The 24,349-nt window shown below is 40.1% G+C and carries 19 protein-coding genes; 11 read left to right on the forward strand and 8 right to left on the reverse strand.

What is annotated here, in order from left to right; genetic code table 11:
• The first annotated feature begins 64 nt into the window (after positions 1–64).
• Positions 65–1,648 (forward strand): murein L,D-transpeptidase, encoded by a 1,584-nt coding sequence (locus tag ACK4R1_RS02545; protein WP_409683213.1) that lies wholly within the window; start codon positions 65–67, stop codon positions 1,646–1,648.
• A 163-nt stretch (positions 1,649–1,811) separates the two neighbouring features.
• On the opposite strand, the gene ACK4R1_RS02550 is transcribed toward ACK4R1_RS02545, so the two are convergent.
• Positions 1,812–3,149, reverse strand: coding sequence for an ammonium transporter (locus tag ACK4R1_RS02550; RefSeq protein WP_409683216.1), 1,338 nt, complete (start codon positions 3,147–3,149; stop codon positions 1,812–1,814).
• A 181-nt stretch (positions 3,150–3,330) separates the two neighbouring features.
• Positions 3,331–4,275 (reverse strand): hypothetical protein, encoded by a 945-nt coding sequence (locus ACK4R1_RS02555; RefSeq protein ID WP_409683219.1) that lies wholly within the window; start codon positions 4,273–4,275, stop codon positions 3,331–3,333.
• A 419-nt stretch (positions 4,276–4,694) separates the two neighbouring features.
• Between ACK4R1_RS02555 and dcm the strand changes: the two genes are divergently transcribed.
• Positions 4,695–5,924: a DNA (cytosine-5-)-methyltransferase gene (gene dcm / locus ACK4R1_RS02560; protein ID WP_409683222.1), complete on the forward strand. Its 1,230-nt coding sequence runs from the start codon at positions 4,695–4,697 to the stop codon at positions 5,922–5,924.
• An 8-nt stretch (positions 5,925–5,932) separates the two neighbouring features.
• Here the strand turns inward: dcm and ACK4R1_RS02565 are convergent, their stop codons facing one another.
• The 6 genes from ACK4R1_RS02565 to ACK4R1_RS02590 all read right to left on the reverse strand — a co-directional run bounded on the left by ACK4R1_RS02565 (position 5,933) and on the right by ACK4R1_RS02590 (position 12,176).
• Positions 5,933–6,640, reverse strand: a complete 708-nt coding sequence (locus ACK4R1_RS02565) for a PmeII family type II restriction endonuclease (protein ID WP_409683225.1) — start codon at positions 6,638–6,640, stop codon at positions 5,933–5,935.
• Between the two features lie 153 nt (positions 6,641–6,793).
• Positions 6,794–8,806, reverse strand: a complete 2,013-nt coding sequence (locus ACK4R1_RS02570; protein WP_409683227.1) for a M13 family metallopeptidase — start codon at positions 8,804–8,806, stop codon at positions 6,794–6,796.
• A 73-nt stretch (positions 8,807–8,879) separates the two neighbouring features.
• On the reverse strand, positions 8,880–9,839 hold the full coding sequence (locus tag ACK4R1_RS02575) for a transporter (protein WP_409683230.1): 960 nt from the start codon (positions 9,837–9,839) through the stop codon (positions 8,880–8,882).
• A gap of 5 nt (positions 9,840–9,844) precedes the next feature.
• Positions 9,845–10,885, reverse strand: a complete 1,041-nt coding sequence (locus tag ACK4R1_RS02580) for a cytochrome-c peroxidase (protein ID WP_409683233.1) — start codon at positions 10,883–10,885, stop codon at positions 9,845–9,847.
• A gap of 54 nt (positions 10,886–10,939) precedes the next feature.
• Entirely contained in the window at positions 10,940–11,719 is a 780-nt protein-coding gene (locus ACK4R1_RS02585; RefSeq protein ID WP_409683236.1) for an MbnP family protein, read from the reverse strand.
• A 115-nt stretch (positions 11,720–11,834) separates the two neighbouring features.
• A complete protein-coding gene (locus ACK4R1_RS02590; RefSeq protein WP_409683239.1) occupies positions 11,835–12,176 on the reverse strand; it encodes a hypothetical protein in 342 nt (113 codons plus the stop codon).
• Positions 12,177–12,680: 504 nt separating this feature from the next.
• On the opposite strand from ACK4R1_RS02590, the gene ACK4R1_RS02595 reads away from it, so the two are divergent.
• The 9 genes from ACK4R1_RS02595 to ACK4R1_RS02635 all read left to right on the forward strand — a co-directional run bounded on the left by ACK4R1_RS02595 (position 12,681) and on the right by ACK4R1_RS02635 (position 24,185).
• A complete protein-coding gene (locus ACK4R1_RS02595) occupies positions 12,681–14,138 on the forward strand; it encodes a CoA-acylating methylmalonate-semialdehyde dehydrogenase (RefSeq protein ID WP_409683243.1) in 1,458 nt (485 codons plus the stop codon).
• Positions 14,139–14,357: 219 nt separating this feature from the next.
• Positions 14,358–15,710: an aminotransferase class III-fold pyridoxal phosphate-dependent enzyme gene (locus ACK4R1_RS02600; RefSeq protein WP_409683246.1), complete on the forward strand. Its 1,353-nt coding sequence runs from the start codon at positions 14,358–14,360 to the stop codon at positions 15,708–15,710.
• A gap of 112 nt (positions 15,711–15,822) precedes the next feature.
• Positions 15,823–17,274, forward strand: a complete 1,452-nt coding sequence (locus ACK4R1_RS02605) for an NCS1 family nucleobase:cation symporter-1 (RefSeq protein ID WP_409683248.1) — start codon at positions 15,823–15,825, stop codon at positions 17,272–17,274.
• 80 nt (positions 17,275–17,354) lie between these two features.
• Positions 17,355–18,737: a dihydropyrimidinase gene (gene hydA / locus ACK4R1_RS02610; protein ID WP_409683250.1), complete on the forward strand. Its 1,383-nt coding sequence runs from the start codon at positions 17,355–17,357 to the stop codon at positions 18,735–18,737.
• Positions 18,738–18,813: 76 nt separating this feature from the next.
• Positions 18,814–19,680, forward strand: a complete 867-nt coding sequence (locus ACK4R1_RS02615; RefSeq protein ID WP_409683253.1) for a nitrilase-related carbon-nitrogen hydrolase — start codon at positions 18,814–18,816, stop codon at positions 19,678–19,680.
• A gap of 86 nt (positions 19,681–19,766) precedes the next feature.
• Positions 19,767–21,152 carry an NAD(P)-dependent oxidoreductase gene (locus ACK4R1_RS02620; RefSeq protein ID WP_409683255.1) on the forward strand — a complete coding sequence of 462 codons (1,386 nt, stop codon included), beginning with the start codon at positions 19,767–19,769 and terminating at the stop codon, positions 21,150–21,152.
• A gap of 32 nt (positions 21,153–21,184) precedes the next feature.
• On the forward strand, positions 21,185–21,538 hold the full coding sequence (locus ACK4R1_RS02625; RefSeq protein ID WP_409683258.1) for a four helix bundle protein: 354 nt from the start codon (positions 21,185–21,187) through the stop codon (positions 21,536–21,538).
• Between the two features lie 42 nt (positions 21,539–21,580).
• Positions 21,581–22,849 (forward strand): NAD-dependent dihydropyrimidine dehydrogenase subunit PreA, encoded by a 1,269-nt coding sequence (gene preA, locus ACK4R1_RS02630; RefSeq protein WP_409683261.1) that lies wholly within the window; start codon positions 21,581–21,583, stop codon positions 22,847–22,849.
• Between the two features lie 100 nt (positions 22,850–22,949).
• A complete protein-coding gene (locus tag ACK4R1_RS02635; protein ID WP_409683264.1) occupies positions 22,950–24,185 on the forward strand; it encodes a M20 family metallo-hydrolase in 1,236 nt (411 codons plus the stop codon).
• Positions 24,186–24,349 lie beyond the last annotated feature (164 nt).

The following is a 24,349-nucleotide window of genomic DNA, read 5'->3' on the forward strand; positions in this document are numbered from 1 at the left end:
ACGATTTAGTGTTTATTTAGCCGATTACTTTTTGTAATTTTATAGGATGAATATACGGTTGGTTATGAAAGAACAACAATGGATTGGCGTTGTACTGGTTGTTTTAGTACTCGGGTTTTCTTTAACCGGATGGTATTGCGCCAAGAAAGAGCAGAAAACATTACTAACAGAAAGCAAGTTTCAACCGGAAAATGTTTCCTTGACTTTTGACAGCACTCAAGTAGCGGTTTTTTATGCCAAATACCCTAAGTTGGTCTTGTATAAAAAGCAAGCCGTTGAGCTCTATCAAAAAAACCAATACAACTTTATTTGGTATGACAAAAAAGGGCGCAAAGAAACCGCCGAAGTCATTTACAACAAAATGAATAACTTGTTTGAAGAAGGTGTTCAGGCGAAAGTTCCCTACAAAGATATTCTGGATGGTTTGTTCCAAAAAACGGCTGCGAAACCTAATGTGGATGTCGAATTATTTCTGACCAATTACTATTTCTATTATACCAACAAAGTGCTTCAAGGAATAGATGAAACTAAAGTAGAAGAGTTAGGTTGGTATTTGCCCCGAAAAAAACAGTCTTATGTTCAATATTTAGATTCTTTGTTGGTTGATCCGAAACTCATTGACAACAAAGAGCAAATGATTGGGCAATACTATAAGCTGAAAAGTGTATTACAAAAATACCGCACCATTGAAAAGAATGGCGGTTGGACAGCCATTGTAACTCCCGAAGATTTCAAGCAATTAAAGCCTGGTGACAGTTCTGATTTAGTGTTGCAAATCAGGAGCCGATTATTTTTGACTTCAGATATTGAAACCGATTCTAAAAGTGCTGTTTACGATGAATCTTTGGAACAAGCCATTATGAAGTACAAAAAGCGCAACGGGTTTTCGGAAGATAAAATTATTTTACCCAAACACATAGCCGAAATGAATGTGTCTATAAGTGACCGAATCAAAACCATCATGGTTAATATGGAGCGCTGTCGTTGGATTTCTACCGATTTGACTAAGTCTAAAGAACTCATAGTGGTTAACATTCCGTCCTATCGCCTGACGTATTTTAAAGAAGGAAAAGCAGCATTGATTTCAAATGTAGTGGTGGGAACAGCCTTGAATGAAACCGTTATTTTCAGTGGCATGATGAGTTATATTGTTTTTAGTCCGTATTGGAATGTACCAACCAGCATTAAGAACAAGGAAATTCTTCCGGCGATTAAAAAGAATCCTAACTATTTGGCCAAACATAATATGGAGTGGAAAGGCGAAATGATTCGTCAGAAACCCGGACCGAACAATTCATTGGGTTTAGTGAAGTTTTTGTTCCCGAATTCTAATAATATTTATTTACACGATACGCCTTCTAAGAACTTGTTCAGTCAGGAGAAAAGGGCTTTTAGTCATGGTTGTATTCGAGTGCAAAAGCCCAAAGAATTGGCCAACTTGATTTTGCAAGACGATCCGAATTGGACGCCTGAAAAAATAGAGGTTGCCATGAACGGCGGTAAAGAAAAATGGTATACCCTAAAGCATAAGATTCCGGTTTATATTGGCTACTTCACCGCTTGGGTGGATGACGATGGGTTAGTGAATTTCCACAAAGATATTTATGATCGCGATAATGCGTTGGCGAATTTGTTGTTGGAGGAATGAGGAAGTAGGGAGTTTTTATCGCTTCAAACCCGACATTTTTTACCATTAAGGAGTTAAGATTTTGCATTAAGTATTATTAAGTCTTAATGAAGCCCTTAATTTTACTTAACTTCTTAATGTTAATCTGCAACTCGCAACCTTTATTGATCTGTGGTTATGACCCTTAAAACTTCTCCCCGTGTTGTGACAAATCTAATCCCATGTTTTCGGATTCTTCGGAAACTCGGATTGGGATCATGATATTGGTTAGCTTGAACAACGCATAGGCACCGCCAAAAGTGAAGATAGAAACCAAAACCAAAGCCATCATGTGATGTCCGAAAACACTCCAGCCACCGTATAGTAAGCTTGCGTTTTCTCCTTTGGCAAAAATGGCTGTTAAAATCATCCCCATGATTCCGCCTACGCCGTGACAGGCGAATACGTCTAAAGTATCATCAATTTGTTTTAGTTTTTTCCAATAGACCATTTTGTTGGAGACTATGGCGCCTATGAAACCGAAGAAAATACTTTGTGGAATCGTGACATAACCGGCTGAAGGTGTGATTACTACCAATCCAACCACAGCGCCTATACAAGCGCCTAGGGCAGATACTTTTCTGCCGTTCATTCGGTCAAAGAATACCCAGCTTAGCATGGCCGAGGCTGAGCAAATGGTGGTCGTAGCAAAAGCCATAGCCGCAGTAGCATTGGCGGCCAAAGCCGAACCGGCATTAAACCCAAACCAACCGAACCAGAGCATTCCGGTGCCTAGTAGTACAAACGGAATATTCGTTGGGATGTGCTCGCTATTTTTTCTTTTACCTAAAACCAAAACACCAGCCAAAGCCGCGAAACCTGCACTCATGTGAACGACCGTTCCACCAGCGAAATCCTTTACCCCGAAATAGCTTCCCAAGAGACCGTTGGGGTGCCAAATCATGTGGCATAAAGGCGCGTAGATACAAACAGTGAACAAACAAATAAAGAGCAAAAAGGAGATGAAACGGATGCGTTCCGCGAGGGCACCGGTAATGATGGCCGGTGTTATGACAGCGAATTTCATTTGGAACAAAGCAAATAAAATGAAAGGTATCGAAGAAGCCATGGTTTTGTGCGGGTGCATTTCGACATAGCTAAAGAAAGCAAAGTCAAACGGGTTGCCAATGATGCCATAGTGCACGCCATTGATGGTTGGGCCAATCGGAGCGCCAAAGGATAGGGAGAAGCCAACGGTAACCCAAAGCAAGCTCACGACACCCAAACAGATGAAGCTTTTGAGCATAGTAGAGATGACATTTTTTTTGCCCACCATACCGCCATAGAAGAACGACAAGCCTGGGGTCATTAATAAAACCAAACAAGAAGCGGTAAGCAACCAAGCCACATCGGCGTAGTTGATGGTGTCAACGGCATTGAAAGCACTGTTGTTATCGGCTAGCTTTTCGGGCCAAAATAAACCGGTTAAGGCTACTGCAGTAACCGTCAGAAAGGAAAAAATCCAGCGCTTTTCTATTTTCATCTTTACTATACCCTTTAAAATTTAGGGTAAAAATAAAAAACAATCATTATATATCGAAATCAACACTATTAAAAATAGGGGTTATGATTGATTTTTATATAAAATCTAATGAAATAGAATTGTTTTTATGGAATTGTAAAATAGAGACTTTGTTTTTGTGAAAAGTATATTATGACGGTTCTTACCTTTTCAGAGATGCTTTTTGTATCTCTTTTAAATCACTTGATTTGAAATTGGTGGGTGAACCGGTGTAACTTGAGTAAATGATTTCTCCGCTAAGGGAGTTGGTTACCGTGACGAATTTCTCAGTAGGTGTTTTGATGAACAACAAATAGTAAAACGGCGTGGTGCTGTTGGTGATTTTGTCGTTGAGTTCGGCCAGGGGTAATAGTTTATAGGCTTGGGTAATCCCATCGAAAATTTCTTTATCGGGGTATCTTTTGCTTTCGTCGTCTGAGTTTTTAGGGAACTTGATCATCACATAGTTGGGGATGAAGAGTGTGGCGGTGCTCATTTTGAGGAGTTCTTCCTTGTTGGCTATTTCGGTTTTGGCTAGCGTTTCTGTTCCGTTGTTTAGTAGCGAAGTTAATTGTTGGAGGTAATTGGTTAGAACACCTGTGCCCCAGTTTTTGAAGTGACCAGCGGCATCATAATCCATTTTGTATAGGGCGCTTGGGTTGTTTTGGGCGTAGAAGTCGGCGAAGAGTTCTATGGTGGCTACCACAATTTTATCGGCTTGGTTGAAGTGTCTTCTTTTCTTGGGGTCGTAGGTGTATTTGCCGTTGGTCGTCCACAGTTCTAAGTAAATGCGGGTTTCGGTGGAAGCCAAGGTGCTGTTAGATGTAGTCATATTGGCGCCGATAGTTACAAAGCTGTTGTTGGGTGCAATGTTTTTCTCTACGTCGGTGTATTTGATGCACTCTACTTTGGATAGTGTCCAGGCTTTTTTGATGGCCGCCACATAAGCTGCTGCTGCCGGGGAAGCCGGATCTTTCATGGCGAAGAAGGTTGTGCCTTGTTTGATTTTGGCTACTTCGGCAGTGTTGGTAATGGTGATTTGGGAGAAAGCGCAAAGCGGTAGTAAGGCTATGGCTGTAAGGATTATGAGGGTGTATTTTGTTTTCATGTGGGTTGGGTTAGTTGGGTAAAGTTAAAGAAATTATTTTTTGGATAACAGATGATTTGTTATAGAGTGAGGTAAAATTAGAACTAGCCCTTCAACAGGCTCAGGGTGATAAATTGTAACAGATTTTAAATTGCGGATTTGATAATTTCGATGAGCAACAAAACTCAATTGATATAACGATTGTCATCCTGAGCTTGTTGAAGGATTTCTTTTAGAAGTGACGAATGTGGTGAGGATGAGTGATGCGGGGGTGGTTGAAGAGAAGATGAGGTTGGGTTTGTGTATTTTTTGTGAGCAAAGATTTTCTTTTTTGAGGTAATTAAAAAGAATTTTATAAGATAGGATAGATACATTTATTTTTATTTTTCAATTTTTTAATTTAGATTTGTAACCATTGTATAATGTTATATAACGTGGTTATGAATGAATTAATGACTTTATCAGAGGCTTCAGAGTATATAGGTAAAAGTAAAGAAACACTCAGAAGATGGGATAATGATGGTAAACTTCCTGCTGTAAGGGAGCCGATGAGTAATTATCGTTTATATAGAAAGGACGATTTGGACACCTTATTTGGAGGACTTTTAGATGTAAATGTAAAAGAGACCGTGTCTAATTTTGTTGAACCTTTTAATGATTACAAAGTCATTGAGCTTTTTGCGGGAGCGGGAGGCTTAGCTGTTGGAATGGAAAAAGCAGGTTTAAAATGTGTTGTTTTGAATGATATTGATAAGTGGGCATGTCAAACCTTGAGAAATAACAGACCTAATTGGGAAGTTCTTGAAGGAGATGTAAAGCAATTTAGTTTTACTGAATACAAAGATAAAATTGATGTTGTAACTGGAGGATTTCCATGCCAAGCATTTAGTTATGCTGGGAAAAAGTTAGGTTTAGCTGACGCAAGAGGAACTCTCTTTTATGAATTTGCTAGAGTCGTAAAAGAAGTTAATCCACCGATATGTATAGGCGAAAATGTAAGAGGTTTGTTGAGTCATGATAATGGTAAAACCCTAGAAGGCATGATTTCTATTTTGGATGAAATAGGTTATAGAGTAGTACCTGTTCAGGTATTAAAAGCTATTCATTATAATGTTCCTCAAAAAAGAGAGCGATTGATTTTGGTTGGTATTCGAAAAGATATAGATGTAAGTTATGAATATCCAAAACCATACAAACAAATTTATAATTTGAGTGATGCACTAAAAAAAGGAGATTTATTTGAATGTGATGTTCCTAAATCAGAAGGTTCGAAATATCCTAAAAGTAAAATTGAAGTATTGGACTTGGTTCCGCCAAAAGGATATTGGAGGGATTTACCATTAGAAATTCAAAAATCTTTTATGGGAGGAAGTTTTTATTTAGGTGGTGGAAAAACAGGTATAGCAAGAAGAATCGGTTGGGATGAACCTTGTTTGACTTTAACTTGTAGTCCGGCTCAAAAACAAACAGAACGTTGCCATCCTGAAGAAACTAGGCCTTTTACCGTTAGAGAATATGCTCGTATTCAAACTTTTCCAGATGATTGGAAGTTTTCGGGGTCAGTTGCTCAGCAATACAAGCAAATTGGCAATGCCGTTCCGGTTAATTTAGGAAAGGAAGTTGGCTATTCTGTAGTGAAGTTTTTGAATCAATATTATCAGGAGAAATAGCCGTAAGGTTATTTGTATTTAGCTTGAATTTCTACAGCTAATGCTTGAATTGTTTTTTCGACAACGTGACTTGCATCTACTTCTAAAGCTACATCACCCATAGCATCAATCAATTCAAAGTAAAAATTTTCGTCACCTGTTAAGCGATGCCAAAAATCTTTTCCAATGATTACAGGATATTGCTCTCCAATTTTCTTGTAATGAGAACTTAATTCCGATTCTTCACCATAGATTACTCCGACAACCATATCATCGATTCCAACATTTAGATTGTTAGTTCTGGCAAGGTTTCTTATTCCTTTAAAATGGTCTACAATTGTTTTTACATCGTCATAATTGATGGTGTTTGGTCCTGCTTTTAATTGGCAGTATTTTTTTCTACCATCAATAGCATCAAAAAACTCTATGTCTATCCCTGGTGTAGTAGAACCAAGCCCTTGGAAAAGTGAACTTACTAAACTTTGGATTTTCATACCAAAGGAAGTATTTATTGAGGAACCTAAAATACGAGGCAAAACTAAGGCACGAGCAATACTCTCAGCATCATCATTTCCAGTTAGAAAATTAGCTAGGTACTTAAAAAGAAATGGATTTACATTGTATTCGGATAGTTTGCTTGCTCTTTTACATGCACCTTCTATATGGTTTTGCACTATTTCAGTTCTGAAAAAGTTCTTGGCATTTTCTATAATTTGGTCTCTCTGGACTTTATCCATTTTATTTATATTTTCAATGTTCCGAAGTATAATTCTATTTGCTAAAATAGCAATTTAATTGAACATATTGTGTTTTTAAAAATGCAGGCAAACCAACTTGCACTAAAAAACCCCAACGTCTCCGTCAGGGTTTCTATTATAAAATGATTTCTTCTACCAAATCTTCACACGCTTTTCAGGCGCTAAATACAACGAATCCGTTGGTTTAATATTAAACGCTTCGTAAAACTCCGGGATGTTGCGCACGGTTCCGTTTACTCTGAAGAGTGCCGGTGAGTGTGGGTCGGAGGCAATTTGACTGCGTAGGGCTTCATCGCGGGTTTTTTCTAACCATACTTGTCCCCAACCTAAGAATACGCGTTGCATACCGGTGAAGCCATCCATTACGGGTGCTTCTTTGCCGTTTAGGGTGGCTTTGTAAGCTTTGATGGCAATGCTCAATCCGCCTAAGTCGCCTATGTTTTCACCTAAAGTAAAAGCACCGTTTACATTCAAATCAGGGAAGGCTTTGAAGCTGCTGTATTGGTCAACCAAAGCAGCGGTTTTCTTTTTGAATGCGGCTAAGTCTGCCGGTGTCCACCAGTTTTTCATTACCCCTTTGCCATCAAAGGCACTTCCTTGGTCGTCAAATCCGTGTCCGATTTCGTGACCGATAACGGCTCCGATTCCGCCATAGTTTACCGCATCATCGGCATTTAAATCAAAGAAAGGCGGTTTTAAAATGGCAGCCGGGAATACAATTTCGTTTAATGACGGATTGTAGTAGGCGTTTACTGTTTGTGGGTTCATACCCCATTCGGCACGATCTACCGGTTTGCCCAGTTTGGCTAAGTTGCGGTTGTATTCAAATTCGGCAGCACGTAAACCGTTGCCGTAGAAATCGTTTTTGTCAATTTTTAAGGCTGAGTAATCTCTCCAAGTATCAGGATACCCAATTTTAATCATAAAGTTATCTACCTTTTTCAAGGCTTCTTTCTTGGTGGCTTCACTCATCCAATCTAAGGTTTTGATGCTTTCTGCATAGGCTTTTAATAGGTTTTCCACCATAGTCACCATGCGTTTTTTGGCTTCGGGAGAGAAGTGTTTTTTGACATAGACTTTCCCTACCAATTCTCCTAAACCACCGTTAACCGTTTCGACAGCGCGTTTCCAATCTTCCTGAGGTTTTTCTACGCCATAAAGGGTTTTGCTGTAAAATTCAAAGTTTTGGTTGTCTAAAGCAGTGGTTAAATCACTGGCGGAACCGTTGATTACGCCCCATTTTAAATAGGTTTTCCAAGTGTCGAGAGGCGTGTTTTTGATGATGTTGTTCAGACTTTTGGTATAGTCCAATTGCGTCACGACTAGTTTCTTTTCTTGGTCAACACCGGCGCTTTTGAGCATGGCCGTCCAGTTGAAATCGGGCATTAAGGTTTTTAAGTCTTTTACCGCCACAGCATTGTACAGTTTTACAATATCGCGGGTGTCTTCTTTTTTCATGTGTTGGGTGGCCAAAGTAGTTTCCAACGCCATGATTTTTGCGGCACTTTCTGCAGCATTGGGCATATTGGTTAATTGGAACATCTTTTCGATGTGGGCTACATATTTTTGACGAACGTCGGTCATCTTAGCATCGGTAGACAAATAGTATTCTCTTTCCGGTAATCCTAAACCGCCTTGCCAAGTGATTAAAGTGTATTTCGTAGGATCTTTGAAATCGGTATATACCGAAACATTGAACGGAATGGCTACTCCAATGCGATTGGCTTTTCCGAAATAGGCGGCCAAGTCATCGTATGAGGCAATGGCGTCGATGGCTTTTAATTCGGGTTGGATAGGCGCTACACCCTTCGCATCACGGGCTTTTCTGTCCATAAACGAAGCATAGTAGTCCCCAATTTTTTGTTCGTCGGAACCTTCGGCATTAGTACCTTTAGCGGCTTCTTCGATGATGGCTTTGACGTCTTTTTGGGATTGGTCAACCAACATGTCAAAAGCTCCATAAGAGGCTTTGTCGGCCGGAATCTTGGCGGTTTTCATCCAAGCGCCGTTGACATAAGCGGCAAAGTTATCACCGGGTTTGACCAGCGTATCCATATTTTTTTTGGTAATTCCCGAAGTGAGTTCTTTTTGATTGCAGGAAGCCAAAAGAATGGCTGTCAACAGCAGAAGTGATGTGTTTTTCATTAAAATGGAATTAGTTTGTTTAAGCTAAGTTAGCTAAAATTAGTTGGTACTATTTAGATTTTGTTACACTTTATTACAAGGCATAGTTTAAATTAATGCTCCAACGGTATTTGGCTTCAACTCTTCCGGCATTTAGGTTTTGGTGAATCGGTAGCATAGCATTGGCTCCCAAAGAGAATTTATTTTTTCCGATTTCAAATCCGATTTTACTCATCAAGATATTACCGGCGGTGTTTCTTACTTTTTGGCTGTGCTGGTAATTGCTTTCATAAATTTCGCCCGCTATGCCCAGTTGAGGGACAATACTGAATGTTGAAGTTTCGTGAAAGTAGAAAAAAGTAGCCGCATAATTGGTTTGGTTCCCGAAGCGGTAGTTTTTTCGGTTTTCGGTTTTTAGGTTATAGTTGACCATAGTGTTGAGCCCGAAACGATTTTTTTTAATGACGTAGTCTGCGGTAAGCATATAATCCCAACTGCCGGTTCCCAATTGGTAACTTGGATTGACACTACCGTTATTGGCTTCGTCAAATTTGCCTAAAGGCATTTTGAGTCCGGCACCCAATTGTATTTTATGGTGGAATCGTGCAGAGTCATTAGTGGTTTGATGGATTTCATATAACCCTAAGAGAGTAACATCGCCTATGCCGGAAATGTTTTGTTTGCCCGAAGCTGTTTCTCGGTGGTGAAAGTGATAAGGTAATAGGGCAGAGATTTGGATTTTTTTGGTGATTGGGATTCTGCTCCAAACTTGAAGGGTATTGAAGGTTTCGTCATACCAAGGAGAGTTACTGTACAGGCCATCATTGCTTTGGTAGCTTTGGTAAAAGTAACGAATGCCTACAAAGTTGTTGTTGAGCATAGAAGCCAATCCCATGCTACCACCACTGGCTGAGCAACCGCAAGCATCGCAGTCATCGGCCACAGATTCCCAAAGCGGTACGGCTTTAAAAACGGGAGGTAATCGCAGGGTGTCTTTATGGGCGGCAAAAAGGCATTGGGAGGTCAGTAATAATAGTAAAAAGTATTTTTTCATTTGGATTAAAATTCGGCAAATTTTGGATTTGTTAAGTACTGTGTATCAGTTAAGGTTTTTAGGAAAGCAATGATTTTTGTTTTTTCGCTTTCAGTCAATGGAATTCCCAAAGTGTTGTTGTTTTGCAACAAAGGATCGAGTGTTGACGAGTAGATGACACCGCCGGCATAGTGATTCAATACTGCATCAAGGGTGTAAAAGCGACCATCATGCATGTAAGGCGCTGTTTTTTCAATATTTCTTAAGCTTGGTACTTTGAATTTGTGCAAGTCTTGCGGTAATTCGGTTACGCGATAGCGACCAATGTCATTGATAGAAGGGTTGACCGGCAAACCATTGTTTCGGAAAGTATTGTCTGTAAAAATATCGGTAGCATGACAAGAAGCGCATTTTTGATTGAACAGCGAATATCCTTGTAATTCTTCGGGGGTTAAAGTTCCGCCCGGTTCATTGCGGCGGTACTTGTCAAAACGGGAATCAGAGGAAGTGACCATGACCATGAATTGGCCTAAGGCTTTAAGCATATTCTCTGAATTGATTTCGCCATCATCAAATGCTTGTCGGAATAATTTTCGGTACTGGGCATCGCCTTTCATCATGGTAATGATGTTGTTTAAATTGCCATTCATTTCAATTTCACTTGTAAGCGGAATAATGGCTTGAAGGTCGAGATGATCCGTGGCGCCATCCCACATGAAAGTAGTTTGATAGGCCAAGTTTTGGATTGGCGGCGTATTGCGTGTTCCTATGCCATTGCCTACGCCATGGCTAAAGGTGTGTCCGTGGTGTGTAAAAGCATCTTCTTGAATGTGGCAAAATCCGCAAGAAACGACTCCGTCAGACGCCAGTCGTCCGTCGTAGAATAACTTTTTGCCTAATTCAAATCCTTTTTCGGTAAGAGGATTGTTGGCAAAATTATAGGCTACTGGGGGAAAATTAGAAGGGACATTAAACGCTAATGGTATGCTTTGGTATTCGGCACTTTCCTCGTTTGAACAACTCCAAAATAAGAGTACAAGGAAAAGCCACAAATGATGTGTTTTCATTTTTTAAGAATTTAAAAACAGCAGTCAACCATTGAGTTGACTGCTGTTTGTTTTTTAGTCGTTGTGTACGTGGTGTATTTCAAACATATTGGCAATATTTGCGGTAACCAAGGCTAATTTTGTCCCACCCATTACCATAGCACCTTCGGTAAAGTTGATTTTGTTGGTGCCATCAATCAGTTGTGCCAAGTCGGCCATGATGTGCACTTGTGGCGTGATGTTGGTTCTTACCAAAGCATTTTCCGGTAAGTCAAGCGTAACAGTCGCGTAGTTGTAATCAGTGCCTGTTTTTCCGGTGTGAAGCATAAAAGTTGTTTCGGTAGTTACGGAAGAAGAGGTAAATGAACCTTCAAAAGCAACAAATTTATATCCGGCACTCCAAGACCACATCATTCCGGCGGCTTGAGCTGTTGCTAAGAAGTTACCTTGTCCATCGGCACCTAATAAAAACTGTTCTTGGTCAACGCCAATTCCGAAGGAAACTTTAGTATAGTTAGCCGCAGGAATATTAGGAAGCGTAAGCAATGTTGATGCAGCTGAGGCTTCGTCAATAATAAAGTAACTTTCGCTTTTTGGAACGGTATAAGTAGAGCCGTCAGCTTTGGTTAGGACAATATTGCTTACAATATATTTGGCTTTGGACACTTTTATAACCTCACCATTGGTATTGGTATAAGTGGTGTTGAAAGCCAGATTAGCGGTTTTATATACGTTGTCAAATTCTAATTTTAAGCTTCCTTGACCTGTTGGGGCATTATTGTCATCGTTTGAACAAGCGGTAAAGGTTAATACCATAGCAAAAGCCGCTACTAAGTTTCTTACTAGTAATTTCATTTTTGTTTTTAATTAATTGATATATAAAGTTAGCCTGAAGCAATTGCTGCTTCAGAGATAATGATTGAGCGCATAGGCTCGAGGTTGCCTAAAAAAGGAACCAAAAAATAAACAATTATGAAATTACAGTGGGTGGATGAAAGACAGAACCACTCTTTAAGTGAAAATAAAGATTGGAATAGAGGTCGTCAACAGCATTTTTATACTGAAAATAAGATTGTGAGTAAAATAGGGTTTGAATTTCTTGGAAAAACAGAACTTCTGTTTCCTGAATTTGTATTTTTTTGTTAGGTGATATTGGTTTTTCTTCTTCGGCAGCTTTCGCCAATTCTTTCATTAATTGACACTTTCCGTTACACTTCAACTCCGGTTTGGCTTTGTTCTCACAAAGCACTTTGGAAATATAATCATAATTAATAATATAGTCAGCCACCGGAAGTATTGGTTTGAGGAGCATGACTAGTGCGACTATGATTACTATGTTTTTCACGGTGCAAAGATACAAAGGTAAAAAGAGGATTTTATATGACTATGGTTATATTTTTTATTCTTTGTATTTTATTAATACTATCGACAGTCGTCAACCTTTCTTTTGAGAACAATAGGCTCACCGAATTTTTATAATAAGCCCATAGCGTTATAAGTTTTACATTCTTCATTACCGTGTTTGGTTAGTAGTCAATGAAATTATTTTTTGGTACGCTCCATTAACAATTGTTCAATTTTTAAAGATTGATTCCAAAGCAAGATGTTTAAGGAAAAAGAAAAACAACTTATCGTTTTGATAGTACATAATCTACTGAATTTGTTACAGTTCGATAGTTTTATAACGGTTACCCTTGTTAATACTTAAGGATTTTGTTTAAAAATTACGAAATGATAATAATTCATAGCTAAAATTTGTTTATTATGAAATTGTTATTACTTTTATTAAAATATTTGTAAAATAATAATAATTTAAATGAAATATTCAGCAATTCAGAATTACATCAATGGGCGGTTCGTCCCTTCAACAACCACACAAACTTTAAACGTTATTTCTCCCTTAGATGGGAGTTTTTTATCTACAGTCCCTTTGTCGAGTGCAAAAGATTTAGACGATGCCGTGAAAGCCGCTCAAGCCGCATTTCCTGCGTGGAGCAAAACCCCAATTAAGGAACGCGTGCAAGTATTTTTCAGGTACAAGACTTTATTGGAAAAACACCTAAAAGAATTGGCTGAATTGTGTAGTGAAGAAAACGGAAAAACCTATGGCGAATCTGTAGCCGAAATAGAAAAATGTATCGAACTTACGGAATTCGCCACGTCTTTACCTCAATTAATCACAGGCGAATTGTTAGAAGTCAGCAAAGGCGTTGAATGTAGAACAGAGCACGTGCCGCTGGGTGTTGTGGCTTCAATAGTTCCGTTCAACTTTCCGTCGATGGTTCCCAATTGGACGATTCCGAATGCCATTGCGTTAGGCAATTGTATGATTATCAAACCTTCCGAAAAAGTGCCGTTAAGTTGTGGTCGTTTGGCCGAATTGCTAAAAGAAGCCGGTCTTCCCGATGGCGTTTTCAACGTAGTTCATGGCGATGTTGACATTGTAAATGCCATTTGTGACCATCCGAAAATTGAAGCGGTTTCGTTTGTAGGTTCTACCAAAGTCGCCAAGATTGTGTACCAAAGAGCCACCAATAATTTAAAAAGATGCTTGGCCTTAGGCGGTGCCAAAAACCACTTAATGGTCTTACCCGATGCCATTCCGGATATGACGGCGCAAAACGTAGCGGCTTCCATGTCGGGCTGTGCGGGCCAACGTTGTATGGCGGCTTCGGCTATGATAGGCGTGGGCAATGTAGATGCGATTGTAGCTAAAATATGTGACGAAGCGCGCAAAATTATTCCGGGTCAAAACCTTGGAGCGGTTATCAATAAAGAATCGCAAGACCGAATAGAAAGCTATATCAACCAAGCCGAAAAAGACGGCGCCAAAATATTAGTCGACGGCCGAAACACCAAAGTCGCCGGAAAAGAAAACGGCACTTATGTTGGGCCAACAGTAATCGATTTCGTAACACCCGAAATGAGTGTCGCCACAGAAGAAATTTTCGGACCGGTAATTTCTATCATCCGAACCAATACGGTTGACGAAGCTTTAGCCATCGAAAACAAAAATCCATACGGAAATGCCGCGAGTGTATTTACCCAAAACGGTGGCATGGCGCGTTACATCATCGACAAAGCCAGCGCCGGTATGATTGGCGTAAATGTTGGCGTTCCGGTGCCAAGAGAACCATTCAGTTTTGGCGGTTGGAACGAAAGTAAATTCGGCGTAGGCGACATCACCGGAAAAAGCTCCATCGAGTTTTGGACCAAATTGAAAAAAAGTACAATCAAATGGAATGCAGAAGCCGGTGTGAACTGGATGAGCTAATACTAAATTATGTTAAATGTTGAATGTTAAATGTTGAATTATTTAGGAGCTAATCCCGCTTTACATTACAATCTTTTTAGGATTGATTAATCCCAAAAAGGATTTCCATTGCAATCGGGGCTAGGGTTTTTGTGTAAAAGAGAAACCCATTCAACATTCAACATTTAACATTATCTAACGATCTGTTCGCTAGCGCTCGGGTCAAAATAAAAAATAAAGATGTTTACAAAAGAACAAACCTTAACCAAAGAACAAATCATAAGCGACAGCAAAGAGTTCAGTTTATTCTCTTGGTCGGCACAAGGAAGTGTCAATCCGATAGCGATAGAAAGAGCCGAAGGTGTTTATTTATACGACTACGACGGCAACAGAATTATCGATTTTTCTTCGGGCTTGATGTCGGTCAATATCGGTCACGGTGACCAAAGAGTTACGGATGCCGTGGTAGAACAAATGCAAAAAGTGAGTTTTGTAACGCCAAGTTGCACTACCGAAATAAGAGCGAAGTTATCTCGCAAGTTGGCCGAAATCTGTCCGGGCGATTTAAACAAAGCGTTCTATACTTTATGCGGAACGTCATCCATTGACAACGCTATCAAATTAGCAAGATTGTACACCGGAAGACACAAAATTATCGGAAGATACCGTGCATTTCATGGTGGTTCTATTGGTGGCATGACCGTTGGCGGTGACCCAAGAAAATTAGCGAATGATTCCCAACAAATGCCCAATGCGGTGCATTTAGATGATCCGTATTATTTCTTCGGGATGAAAGATTTAGATGAAACAACCAAGTTGAATCTAAGTTTAGAATACGTAGAAAGAGTCATTCATTTAGAAGGTAAAACCAATATCGCTGCGTTCATTTTTGAAGGCGAAAGCGGTTCCTCAGGTTGTTTGCATTATCCGAAAGGCTATTTAAAAGGCGTAAAAGCACTATGCGAAAAATACGGCATCCTATTCGTAGCTGATGAGGTAATGAGTGGTTTCGGGCGCACCGGAAAATGGTTCGGTTTCGAAAACCACGATATCATTCCCGATATGGTTTGTATGGCCAAAGGCTTAACCGCGTCTTATTTGCCATTAGGCTGTTTGATGGTTTCCGATAAAATTGCTGCCAAATTTGAAACAACACCGATGATGATTGGCTTGACTTATAATGGTCATCCGGTTGCCTTGGCGGCGGCTTTAGCCGTAATCAACATCTACGAAAGTGACCGATTAATCGAAAACACCCGAAAAATGGGCGCATATCTAGAATCCAGAATCGAAGCGATGAGAGCGGAACATCCAAGTATGGGAACGTTCCGAAACACCGGATTATTAGGTTGTTTAGATATCTTAAAAAACAAAAGCACAGGCGAATTAATTGCACCATACAACGCAGCCGGCGATGATTTAAAAGTAACGAATCAAATTGCGGCCAAAGTTCGCGAATTAGGGCTGTACACCTTTGTGCGTTGGGGCTACATTTTTATAGCACCGCCGTTATGCGTCACGGAAGCACAAATCGATGAAGGATTGGCGATTATCGGTGAAGCTTTGAAAATATCTGACGCTGCTTTAATATAAAAATTAACAATCAATAGAACTGAAATTCTTAAATAGTCACTGATTAAATAGATTACAAGGATTAAAAAAAATCTGTGAAAATTTATGTAATCTGTGTTCAAAAACCTTTTAAATGTCCGAAAACCTAAATCATACAAACTCGTCTTTGTATAGTGAAGACTTGGCGCCGGTTGCTGCCGAAAAGCGAACCTGGACCACCTGGAATTATGCTGCCTTATGGATTAGCATGAGTCTTTGCATTCCGACCTATATGCTCTCGAGTTCACTGATTGAAGGCGGTATGAATTGGTGGCAAGCCATATTGACGATTTTCCTGGGAAACACAATTGTCTTAATTCCTATGATTTTAAACGGACATGCCGGAGCCAAATACGGAATCCCATTTCCGGTCTTTGCCAGAGCGAGTTTCGGAACGATGGGCGCCAATATTCCGGCGCTACTCAGAGCGATAGTCGCTTGCGGTTGGTTCGGCATCCAAACCTGGATTGGCGGATTTGCCATTTACCAAATGATGCGTTTGTGGCTACCTGGCATAGAAACTTTACCGCAAGTTTTCCCTGATTCATGGGGTTTGCAAACCGGACCGGCCATTTGTTTTTTGCTGTTTTGGTTACTCAATATGTATGTGGTCTATTTAGGAGTTGACAGCATCCGAAAATTGTTGGTATTCAAAGCCCTCTTTTTACCGGTTGCCGCTTTAGCTTTATTGTTTTGGGCGATTAGCGCAGCTAATGGTTTGGGACCGATTTTAGAAACTAAATCCAAATTCACCAATTCGGTCGATTTCTTTCATTTCTTCTTTCCGGCCTTAACTGGAATGGTAGGTTTTTGGGCAACGTTATCCTTAAATATCCCTGATTTTACACGTTACGCCACTTCACAAAAAGCCCAAATCAAAGGACAAATTTACGGTTTACCAACTTCAATGACGCTATTTGCCTTCGTTGGAGTTGTAGTGACTTCAGCAACGACGATTGTTTTCGGTACTACGATTTGGGATCCGGTAATCTTGGCTGGAAAATTTGATAGTAAACTTTTAGTAAGCATTGCGATGATTGCGGTTGCGATTTCCACATTGGCGACGAATATTGCGGCGAATATTGTAAGTCCGGCCAACGATTTTGCCAATTTATCTCCCAGTAAAATCGACTTCAGAAAAGGCGGTTATATCACAGGAATTATAGGCATAATGATTTTTCCATGGAAATTAATTGCCGACCCAACGGGTTATATTTTTACGTGGTTAGTCGGCTATTCCAGTTTACTCGGACCGGTCGGCGGCATCATGATAGTCGATTATTATTTCATCCGAAAACAGACTTTAGTCGTGGATGATTTATACAATAAAAAGGGTATTTACAGCTTTTCCAATGGGTTCAACACCAAAGCAATTTGGGCGTTACTCCTCGGAATTCTCCCTAATGTTCCGGGCTTTTTCTTAACCATCAAAGTAGTAGACAACACCGTTTTTCCGGAATGGATTTCAAGTTTGTACCATTACGCATGGTTTGTAGGCTTTGGAATCAGTGGACTAGTATATTATATTTTAATGAAGAAAAAATAAAATTATGTTGAATGTTAAATGTTGAATTTTAAATGAGTCTAATTCAACATTTAACATTTAACATTTAACATAATAAGATTATGAGTGTTTTAATCAAAAACGGAAGAATCATAACCGCTACCGATGATTACCTAGCGGATATTTTTATAGAAGGCGAAACGATTTCGGCTATCGGCAAAAACTTAAATGTGACTGCCGACGAAGTAATCGATGCCTCAGGAAAGCTAGTAATGCCGGGCGGAATCGATCCTCATGTGCATTTGGATATGCCGTTTATGGGAACGTATTCCAGTGACAATTATGAAACCGGAACACGCGCTGCTTTGTATGGCGGAACGACTACTGTGATTGATTTCATTCTGCAAACGCAAGGCAAAAGTTTACAATCAGCCTTACAAGAATGGAAAGGCAGAAGCGACAACAATGCCGTGGGCGATTACAGTTTCCACATGGCGGTGACCGATTTCAATGATGAAACCAAAAAAGAAATTCAGCATTTTATAGAAGTCGAAGGCATTACGTCTTTCAAAACTTTTATGGCCTACAAAGGCGCCTTGATGATAGATGACCGCCAAATGGTTGGCTTAATGCAAGAAGTGAAAAAACACGGCGGCTTAATAAACGTTCACGCCACCAATGGCGATATGATTGATTTTTTGATTGCCAAATACAAATCGGAAGGCAAATTAGCACCACTATACCATTATTTATCCCAACCCGAAGTCACCGAAGCCGAAGCCAGCAGTCGCTTTGCCGATATGGCGGATTATACCGGTTGTCCCGGTTATATTGTTCACTTAACTTGTGAAGGCGCGTTGAACGCCGTTCGATTCGCCACTCGTAGAAACCAACACGTATTCGTAGAAACTTGTATTCAATACTTGATTTTAGATGCGAGTTTGTACGAACAAAATTTTGAAGGAGCCAAATGGGTGATGTCACCGCCATTGCGCGAAAAGAAAGACCAAGAAACTTTATGGGCAGGTTTGAATCAAGGATTGGTCAATGTAGTAGCCACCGACCATTGTCCGTTTATGTGGGAACAAAAACTAATGGGAAAGGATGATTTCTCCAAAATTCCAAATGGCCATCCGGCGATTGAAAACCGTATGGAATTGCTTTTCAGCGAAGGTGTAAACAAAGGCAGAATCACTTTAAATAAATATGTCGAAGTTGCTTCAACAAACGCGGCAAAAATCTTTGGTATGTTTCCCAAAAAAGGAACGATTGCCATTGGAAGCGATGCCGATATTGTACTATTTGATGCCAATGAAAAACACACGCTTTCCGCCAAAACCCATCACATGAATGTAGATTACAGCGGTTATGAAGGTTGGGAATTGACAGGAAAAGTAAAAACGGTTTTGCTTCGTGGTAAAGTGGTAATTGACAATAACGAATGTAAAGTGAAAAAAGGCTATGGCCAATTTGTGAAAAGAAATAAAGTAGACGGGAAGATATAAATTATGTTGAATTTTAAATGTTGAATGCTAAATGAAGTCATTCAACATTCAACATTCAGCATTTAACATAAAAAGTATGGCGCGAATTATTAAATCAGGCTTAATCCAATTGAGTTTAGCCAAAACCGAAGGCGAAGGCACGATTCCCGAAATCATGGAAGCGATGCTGCAAAAGCACATTCCTTATATAGAAGAAGCCGGAAGACAAGGTGTTCAGATTTTGTGTTTTCAGGAGATTTTTAACACGCCTTATTTCTGTCCCGGACAAGACAGCGCTTGGTACGCTTCGGCAGAAAGTGTTCCCGGTCCGACGACTGAAAGAATGCAGGTTTACGCCAAAAAATACGACATGGTTATCATTGTTCCGGTCTATGAAAAAGACCAAGCAGGCGTTTTGTACAACACCGCTGCAGTCATTGATGCTGATGGCACTTATTTGGGTAAATACCGCAAAAATCACATTCCGCAAACGGGTGGTTTTTGGGAGAAATTCTTCTTCAAACCGGGTAATTTAGGCTATCCTGTTTTCCAAACGAAGTATGCTAAAGTCGGCGTTTACATTTGCTATGATAGACATTTTCCCGATGGCGCAAGATGCCTTGGATTAAACGGTGCCGAAATCGTATACAATCCATCCGCCACAACCGTTGGGCAATCTCAAAACTTATGGAAACTCGAACAGCCAGCGCATGCGGTGGCCAATGGCTATTTTATGGGCTGTATCAATCGTGTCGGAATAGAAAAACCTTGGAATCTCGGACGCTTTTACGGAACGTCTTATTTCGTAAATCCATTGGGTGAAATTTTTGCCTGCGCTTCCGAAGACAAAGATGAGCTTTTGGTGGCCGAATTTGATTTGGATTTAATAGAACAAATCAGAAGTAAATGGCAATTCTACCGAGACCGAAGACCCGAAACCTATGGAGAAATCACAGCACCTTAGAAAGTAATTATGTTGAATGTTAAATGCTAAATTTTGAATGAAAGGCATTTAACATTCAAAATTCAAAATTTAACATAGAAAAAAATATGAGCATAAAAAATAACCGATTAACCCCAGCCGAATATCAAGAGAATTTCTCTGATATTCATCCGCCATTTGAAACCAGAGATGCAGCGGTGGTGGAAGCCAACCGTTGTTTGTTTTGTTACGATCCGCCTTGTATGAAGTCGTGTCCAACGTCCATCAACGTGCCCAAATTCATCAGACAAATCACAACAGATAATATTAAAGGTTCGGCACACACCATTTTTTCTTCCAATATCATGGGCGCCGGTTGCAGCAAAGTCTGTCCGGTAGAAAAATTATGTGAAGGTGCTTGTGTCTATAATTTGATGCACGAAACGCCTATCAATATTGCCAAACTCCAACGCTATTCAACCGAAAAAGCGATGGAAAACAATTGGCAACTTTTCGAAAGAAAACCTTCCAAAGGCAAAAAAGTAGCGATAGTAGGCGCCGGTCCTGCGGGATTGAGTTGTGCACATACCTTGAGCCGTGAAGGAATTGACGTGACCATTTATGAAAAGGAAAGCAAAGGCGGTGGTTTAATGACTTATGGCATTGCCGCTTATAAAGTAACGCCGGAATTCTGTGAAGATGAGGTAAATTATATTACTTCAATTGGTGGAATCGACATCAAATACAATCAAGAATTTGGCAAAGACGTTACTTTGGAACAACTACAACAAAACTACGATGCCGTTTATATGGCTTTCGGAGTTGGATTGGCGCGCCAATTAGATATTGAAGGCGAACATCTAGAAGGCGTGGAAGATGCGATAAAATTCATTTACGAATTAAGAGATAATGACTATTCCAAAATAGCTGTAGGCGATAAAGTAGCCGTAATCGGAATGGGAATGACTGCTATTGATGCCGCAACGCAAGCCAAAAGATTGGGCGCTTCTGATGTGACTTTGGTATACCGAAGAACACAAGCTGAAATGCCTTGTACTGAAAAAGAACTGGATATCGCCAAACTCGACGGCTGTAAAGTAATCTGGTTAGCATCGCCTAAAGAAATCAAAGGCGATAACGGGAAAGTGTCCCAATTGGTTTGTGATGTAATGAAACTGGGAGAACCCGATGCTAGTGGCAGAAGAAGTCCGGTTGTTTCGGGAGAAACATTTACGTTGGAGGTTGATATGGTCATCAAAGCGGCCGGGCAAATGCCTTTCCAATCGTTGGTTAATGATAATAACATCGAAAACAATAATGGTAAAATTACGGTAAGCGGAAAATCTGCTACAAAATCAGCCGGCGTTTTTGCCGGTGGCGATTGTGTCAACGGCGGACGAGAAGTAGTCGATGCAGTTCAGGCCGGAAAAGACGGCGCTGCAGCGATTTTGAAATGCATCATCAGTCCGGATTATATTATCGAATCCGAATTAAAACCAACCTTTAATAACTAAATTTATGTTGAATGCTAAATGTTAAATGTTGAATGAAAACAGAGAACAAAATAGTAACCTTAACTTTTGATTTTTCTATTGCCATTATCGGGCTGTATAAAACTTTATTAGACCAAAAAGAGTTTGTGATTTCTAAACAATTACTTCGAAGTGCCACTAGTATCGGAGCGAATGTAGAAGAAGCCAATGCTGCTCAAACTAAGAAAGATTTTATCGCAAAAATGTCAATAGCTTCAAAAGAGGCCAGGGAAACAAAATACTGGTTGCGGCTATTAGATAAAAGTAAACTGGTTTCCTTAGATTATTCAACTTATTTAATACAGATTGAGCACATCATCAACATTATAACCAAAATTGTAAAAACAAGTCAAACGTCTTTACAATAAGCCATTTAACATTTAAAATTCAACATTTAACATAATAAAATCATGGCAGATATATCAACAGATTTTCTCGGAATCAAATCTCCAAATCCATTTTGGTTAGCCAGTGCGCCACCGACAGATAAATTAATCAACGTGGTACGTGCTTTCGAAGCCGGTTGGGGCGGTGTGGTTTGGAAAACTTTAGGTTCTCAAGTCAAAAATGTTTCCTCTCGTTATTCCTCTGTAGAATACGGCAGAAAAAGAATCATGGGCTTCAATAACATCGAATTAATCAGCGATCGACCTCTAGAAATCAATCTAAAAGAAATTTATGAAGTCGTGAAAATGTTCCCCGACCGAGCGATGATTGTTTCGCTGATGGCAGACAATGATAGAAAGTCCTGGCACGAACTTATCATGAAATGTGAAGATGCCGGAGCCATGGGCTTTGAGTTAAATTTTGGCTGCCCACACGGGATGACCGAAAGAGGCATGGGAGCTGCCGTTGGTCAAGACCCCGAGATTGCCAAAATGGTAGTCGAATGGGTCATGGAAAAAGCAACAATTCCCGTAATTACAAAGCTTACGCCCAATGTACATTCTGTTGTTCCAACCGGAAGAGCAGCCGTTGAAGGCGGAACCAGTGCTTTGAGTTTAATCAACACCATTCAAAGTGTAACCGGAATTGATTTAGACACTTTAGTGCCCAATCCCTACGTAGCCGGAAAAAGTGTTTTTGGGGGTTATTGCGGTCCGGCCGTAAAACCTATTGCGTTAAAAATGTTAACTACGATTGCCCAAGATGAGGTAACTAACAAAGTGCCGATTTCCGGAATTGGCGGCGTGAGTACTTGGAAAGATGCTGTCGAATTCATGTTATTGGGTGCCACTTCCGTACAAGTTTGTACAGCAGCGATGACCCACGGTTTCCGAATTGTAGAAGACATGTGCGAAGGTTTAAACAACTGGATGGACGAAAAAGGATACCAAAAAACTACCGATTTCATCGGCAAATCCGTTGAAAAAATCACCCATTGGGAAGATTTGGACATCAATTACCATCACATCGCCAAAATAGACCAAGAAAAATGCATCCATTGCGGCTTGTGTTACATTGCTTGCGAAGATACTTCGCACCAATCCATCAACATCGAAAGAGGTGTTCCTTATAACAATTACACCATTAAAGAAGAAGAATGTGTAGGCTGTAATTTGTGCAAATTGGTTTGTCCGGTCGACAATTGTATCACGATGGAAGTCCACCGAGTGGCACCTGAGTATATCAATTGGAAAGATTGGCAAGAAAGAGGTTTGCCGTTAAATGACCACTAAAAAAATTATTTTGAATGTTGAATGCTAAATGCTGAATGATGGCATTGTTTTTCATTTAACATTCAACATTCAACATTTAACATTCAACATTCAACATAAAATGAAAATAAACGCTTCTCGATTACAACAACATTTCGAAGCCATGAGCTTAATCGGCAAAATTGGGGAAACCGGTACTTGCCGTCCTGCGCATACCGAGTTGGAAAAACAAGGTTTTGAAATTGCCGGTTCCTGGATGACCGAAGCCGGAATGACGGTTCGCATCGATAATTTCGGAAACCTAATCGGAAGATTGGAAGGCAAAAATCCTGAGTTACCCGTTTTAATGATGGGTTCGCATTTAGATTCCCAACCTTATGGCGGTCGTTTTGATGGCGTTGCCGGAGTTTTGTGTGCGATTGAAGTCGTGAAAACTTTACACGATAACGGCATCGTTCCTGAACGTAGCATCGAAGTGATTTCCTTTGCTGATGAAGAAGGTTGGCGTTTTAACAAAGGCTTATTCGGTTCGAGAGGCATTTTAGGTAAACTCGAAGAAGGCGAATTGGAACGAGCCGACAAAGATGGAATCACTCGCGGTCAAGCCTTAAAAGATTTTGGTTGCGATATCACAAAATTTAAAGAATCAGAATACCAACCCGGAAGCATTTTTTGCTTTTTGGAACTGCATATCGAACAAGGCCCGATTTTAGATTTGGCACACAAACCCATCGGCGTGGTTTCCGGAATTTCGGGACCGTTGTGGTGGACCGTTAAACTCAAAGGAATGGCAGGCCACACCGGTTCTGTTCCAATGCCGATTCGAAAAGATGCCTTAGTTGGTGCTGCCGAAATTATTGTTGCTGTGAATGAAATTGCTACACAAGTTCCCGGAAATCCTACTGTTGGAACCGTGGGAACGCTGAATATTTTTCCGGCATCACGAAATATTATCCCTGAAGAAGTAACGTTTACAGTTGATTTACGCGACATTGATTTAGACAGAAGAAACCGTTATGAGAAACAATTGCGCGATAGAATTCAAGCCATTTGTGCCAAACACCAACTCACTTACGAAATCTCAGAAGACACCAAAAGTGATCCAAGATATTGCGCCGATTGGATTAAAGAAAGCATCCATGATGAATGTCAAAAATTAGAATTAGACGAAATCGAATTGATGAGCGGACCTTTTCATGATGCATTGGCGTTGTCTTATGCTTGCGATTACGGCATGATATTCGTGCGCTGCAAAGACGGCATCAGCCACAATCCGCTTGAGTTTGCTTCCTATGAAGATTTGGCGATTGGCGCGAATGTAATGCTAGGTACGGTTCAACAAATTCTCAATCGATAAGGGCTTAACTCATAGGCTAAATGTTAGATTGACAAAAATATTTCTACCCATACGCGGAATTTTATTCCGAAGAGAGCAAGTGGTATATAGAGGTTGATACTTAAAAGCGACTTCTACAATCAATTGGTATGACATATATCATGCTTTTTGTGAAATGCTTTTTT

Origin of the sequence: Flavobacterium sp., assembly GCF_046293665.1 — a bacterium.
GTDB lineage: Bacteria > Bacteroidota > Bacteroidia > Flavobacteriales > Flavobacteriaceae > Flavobacterium.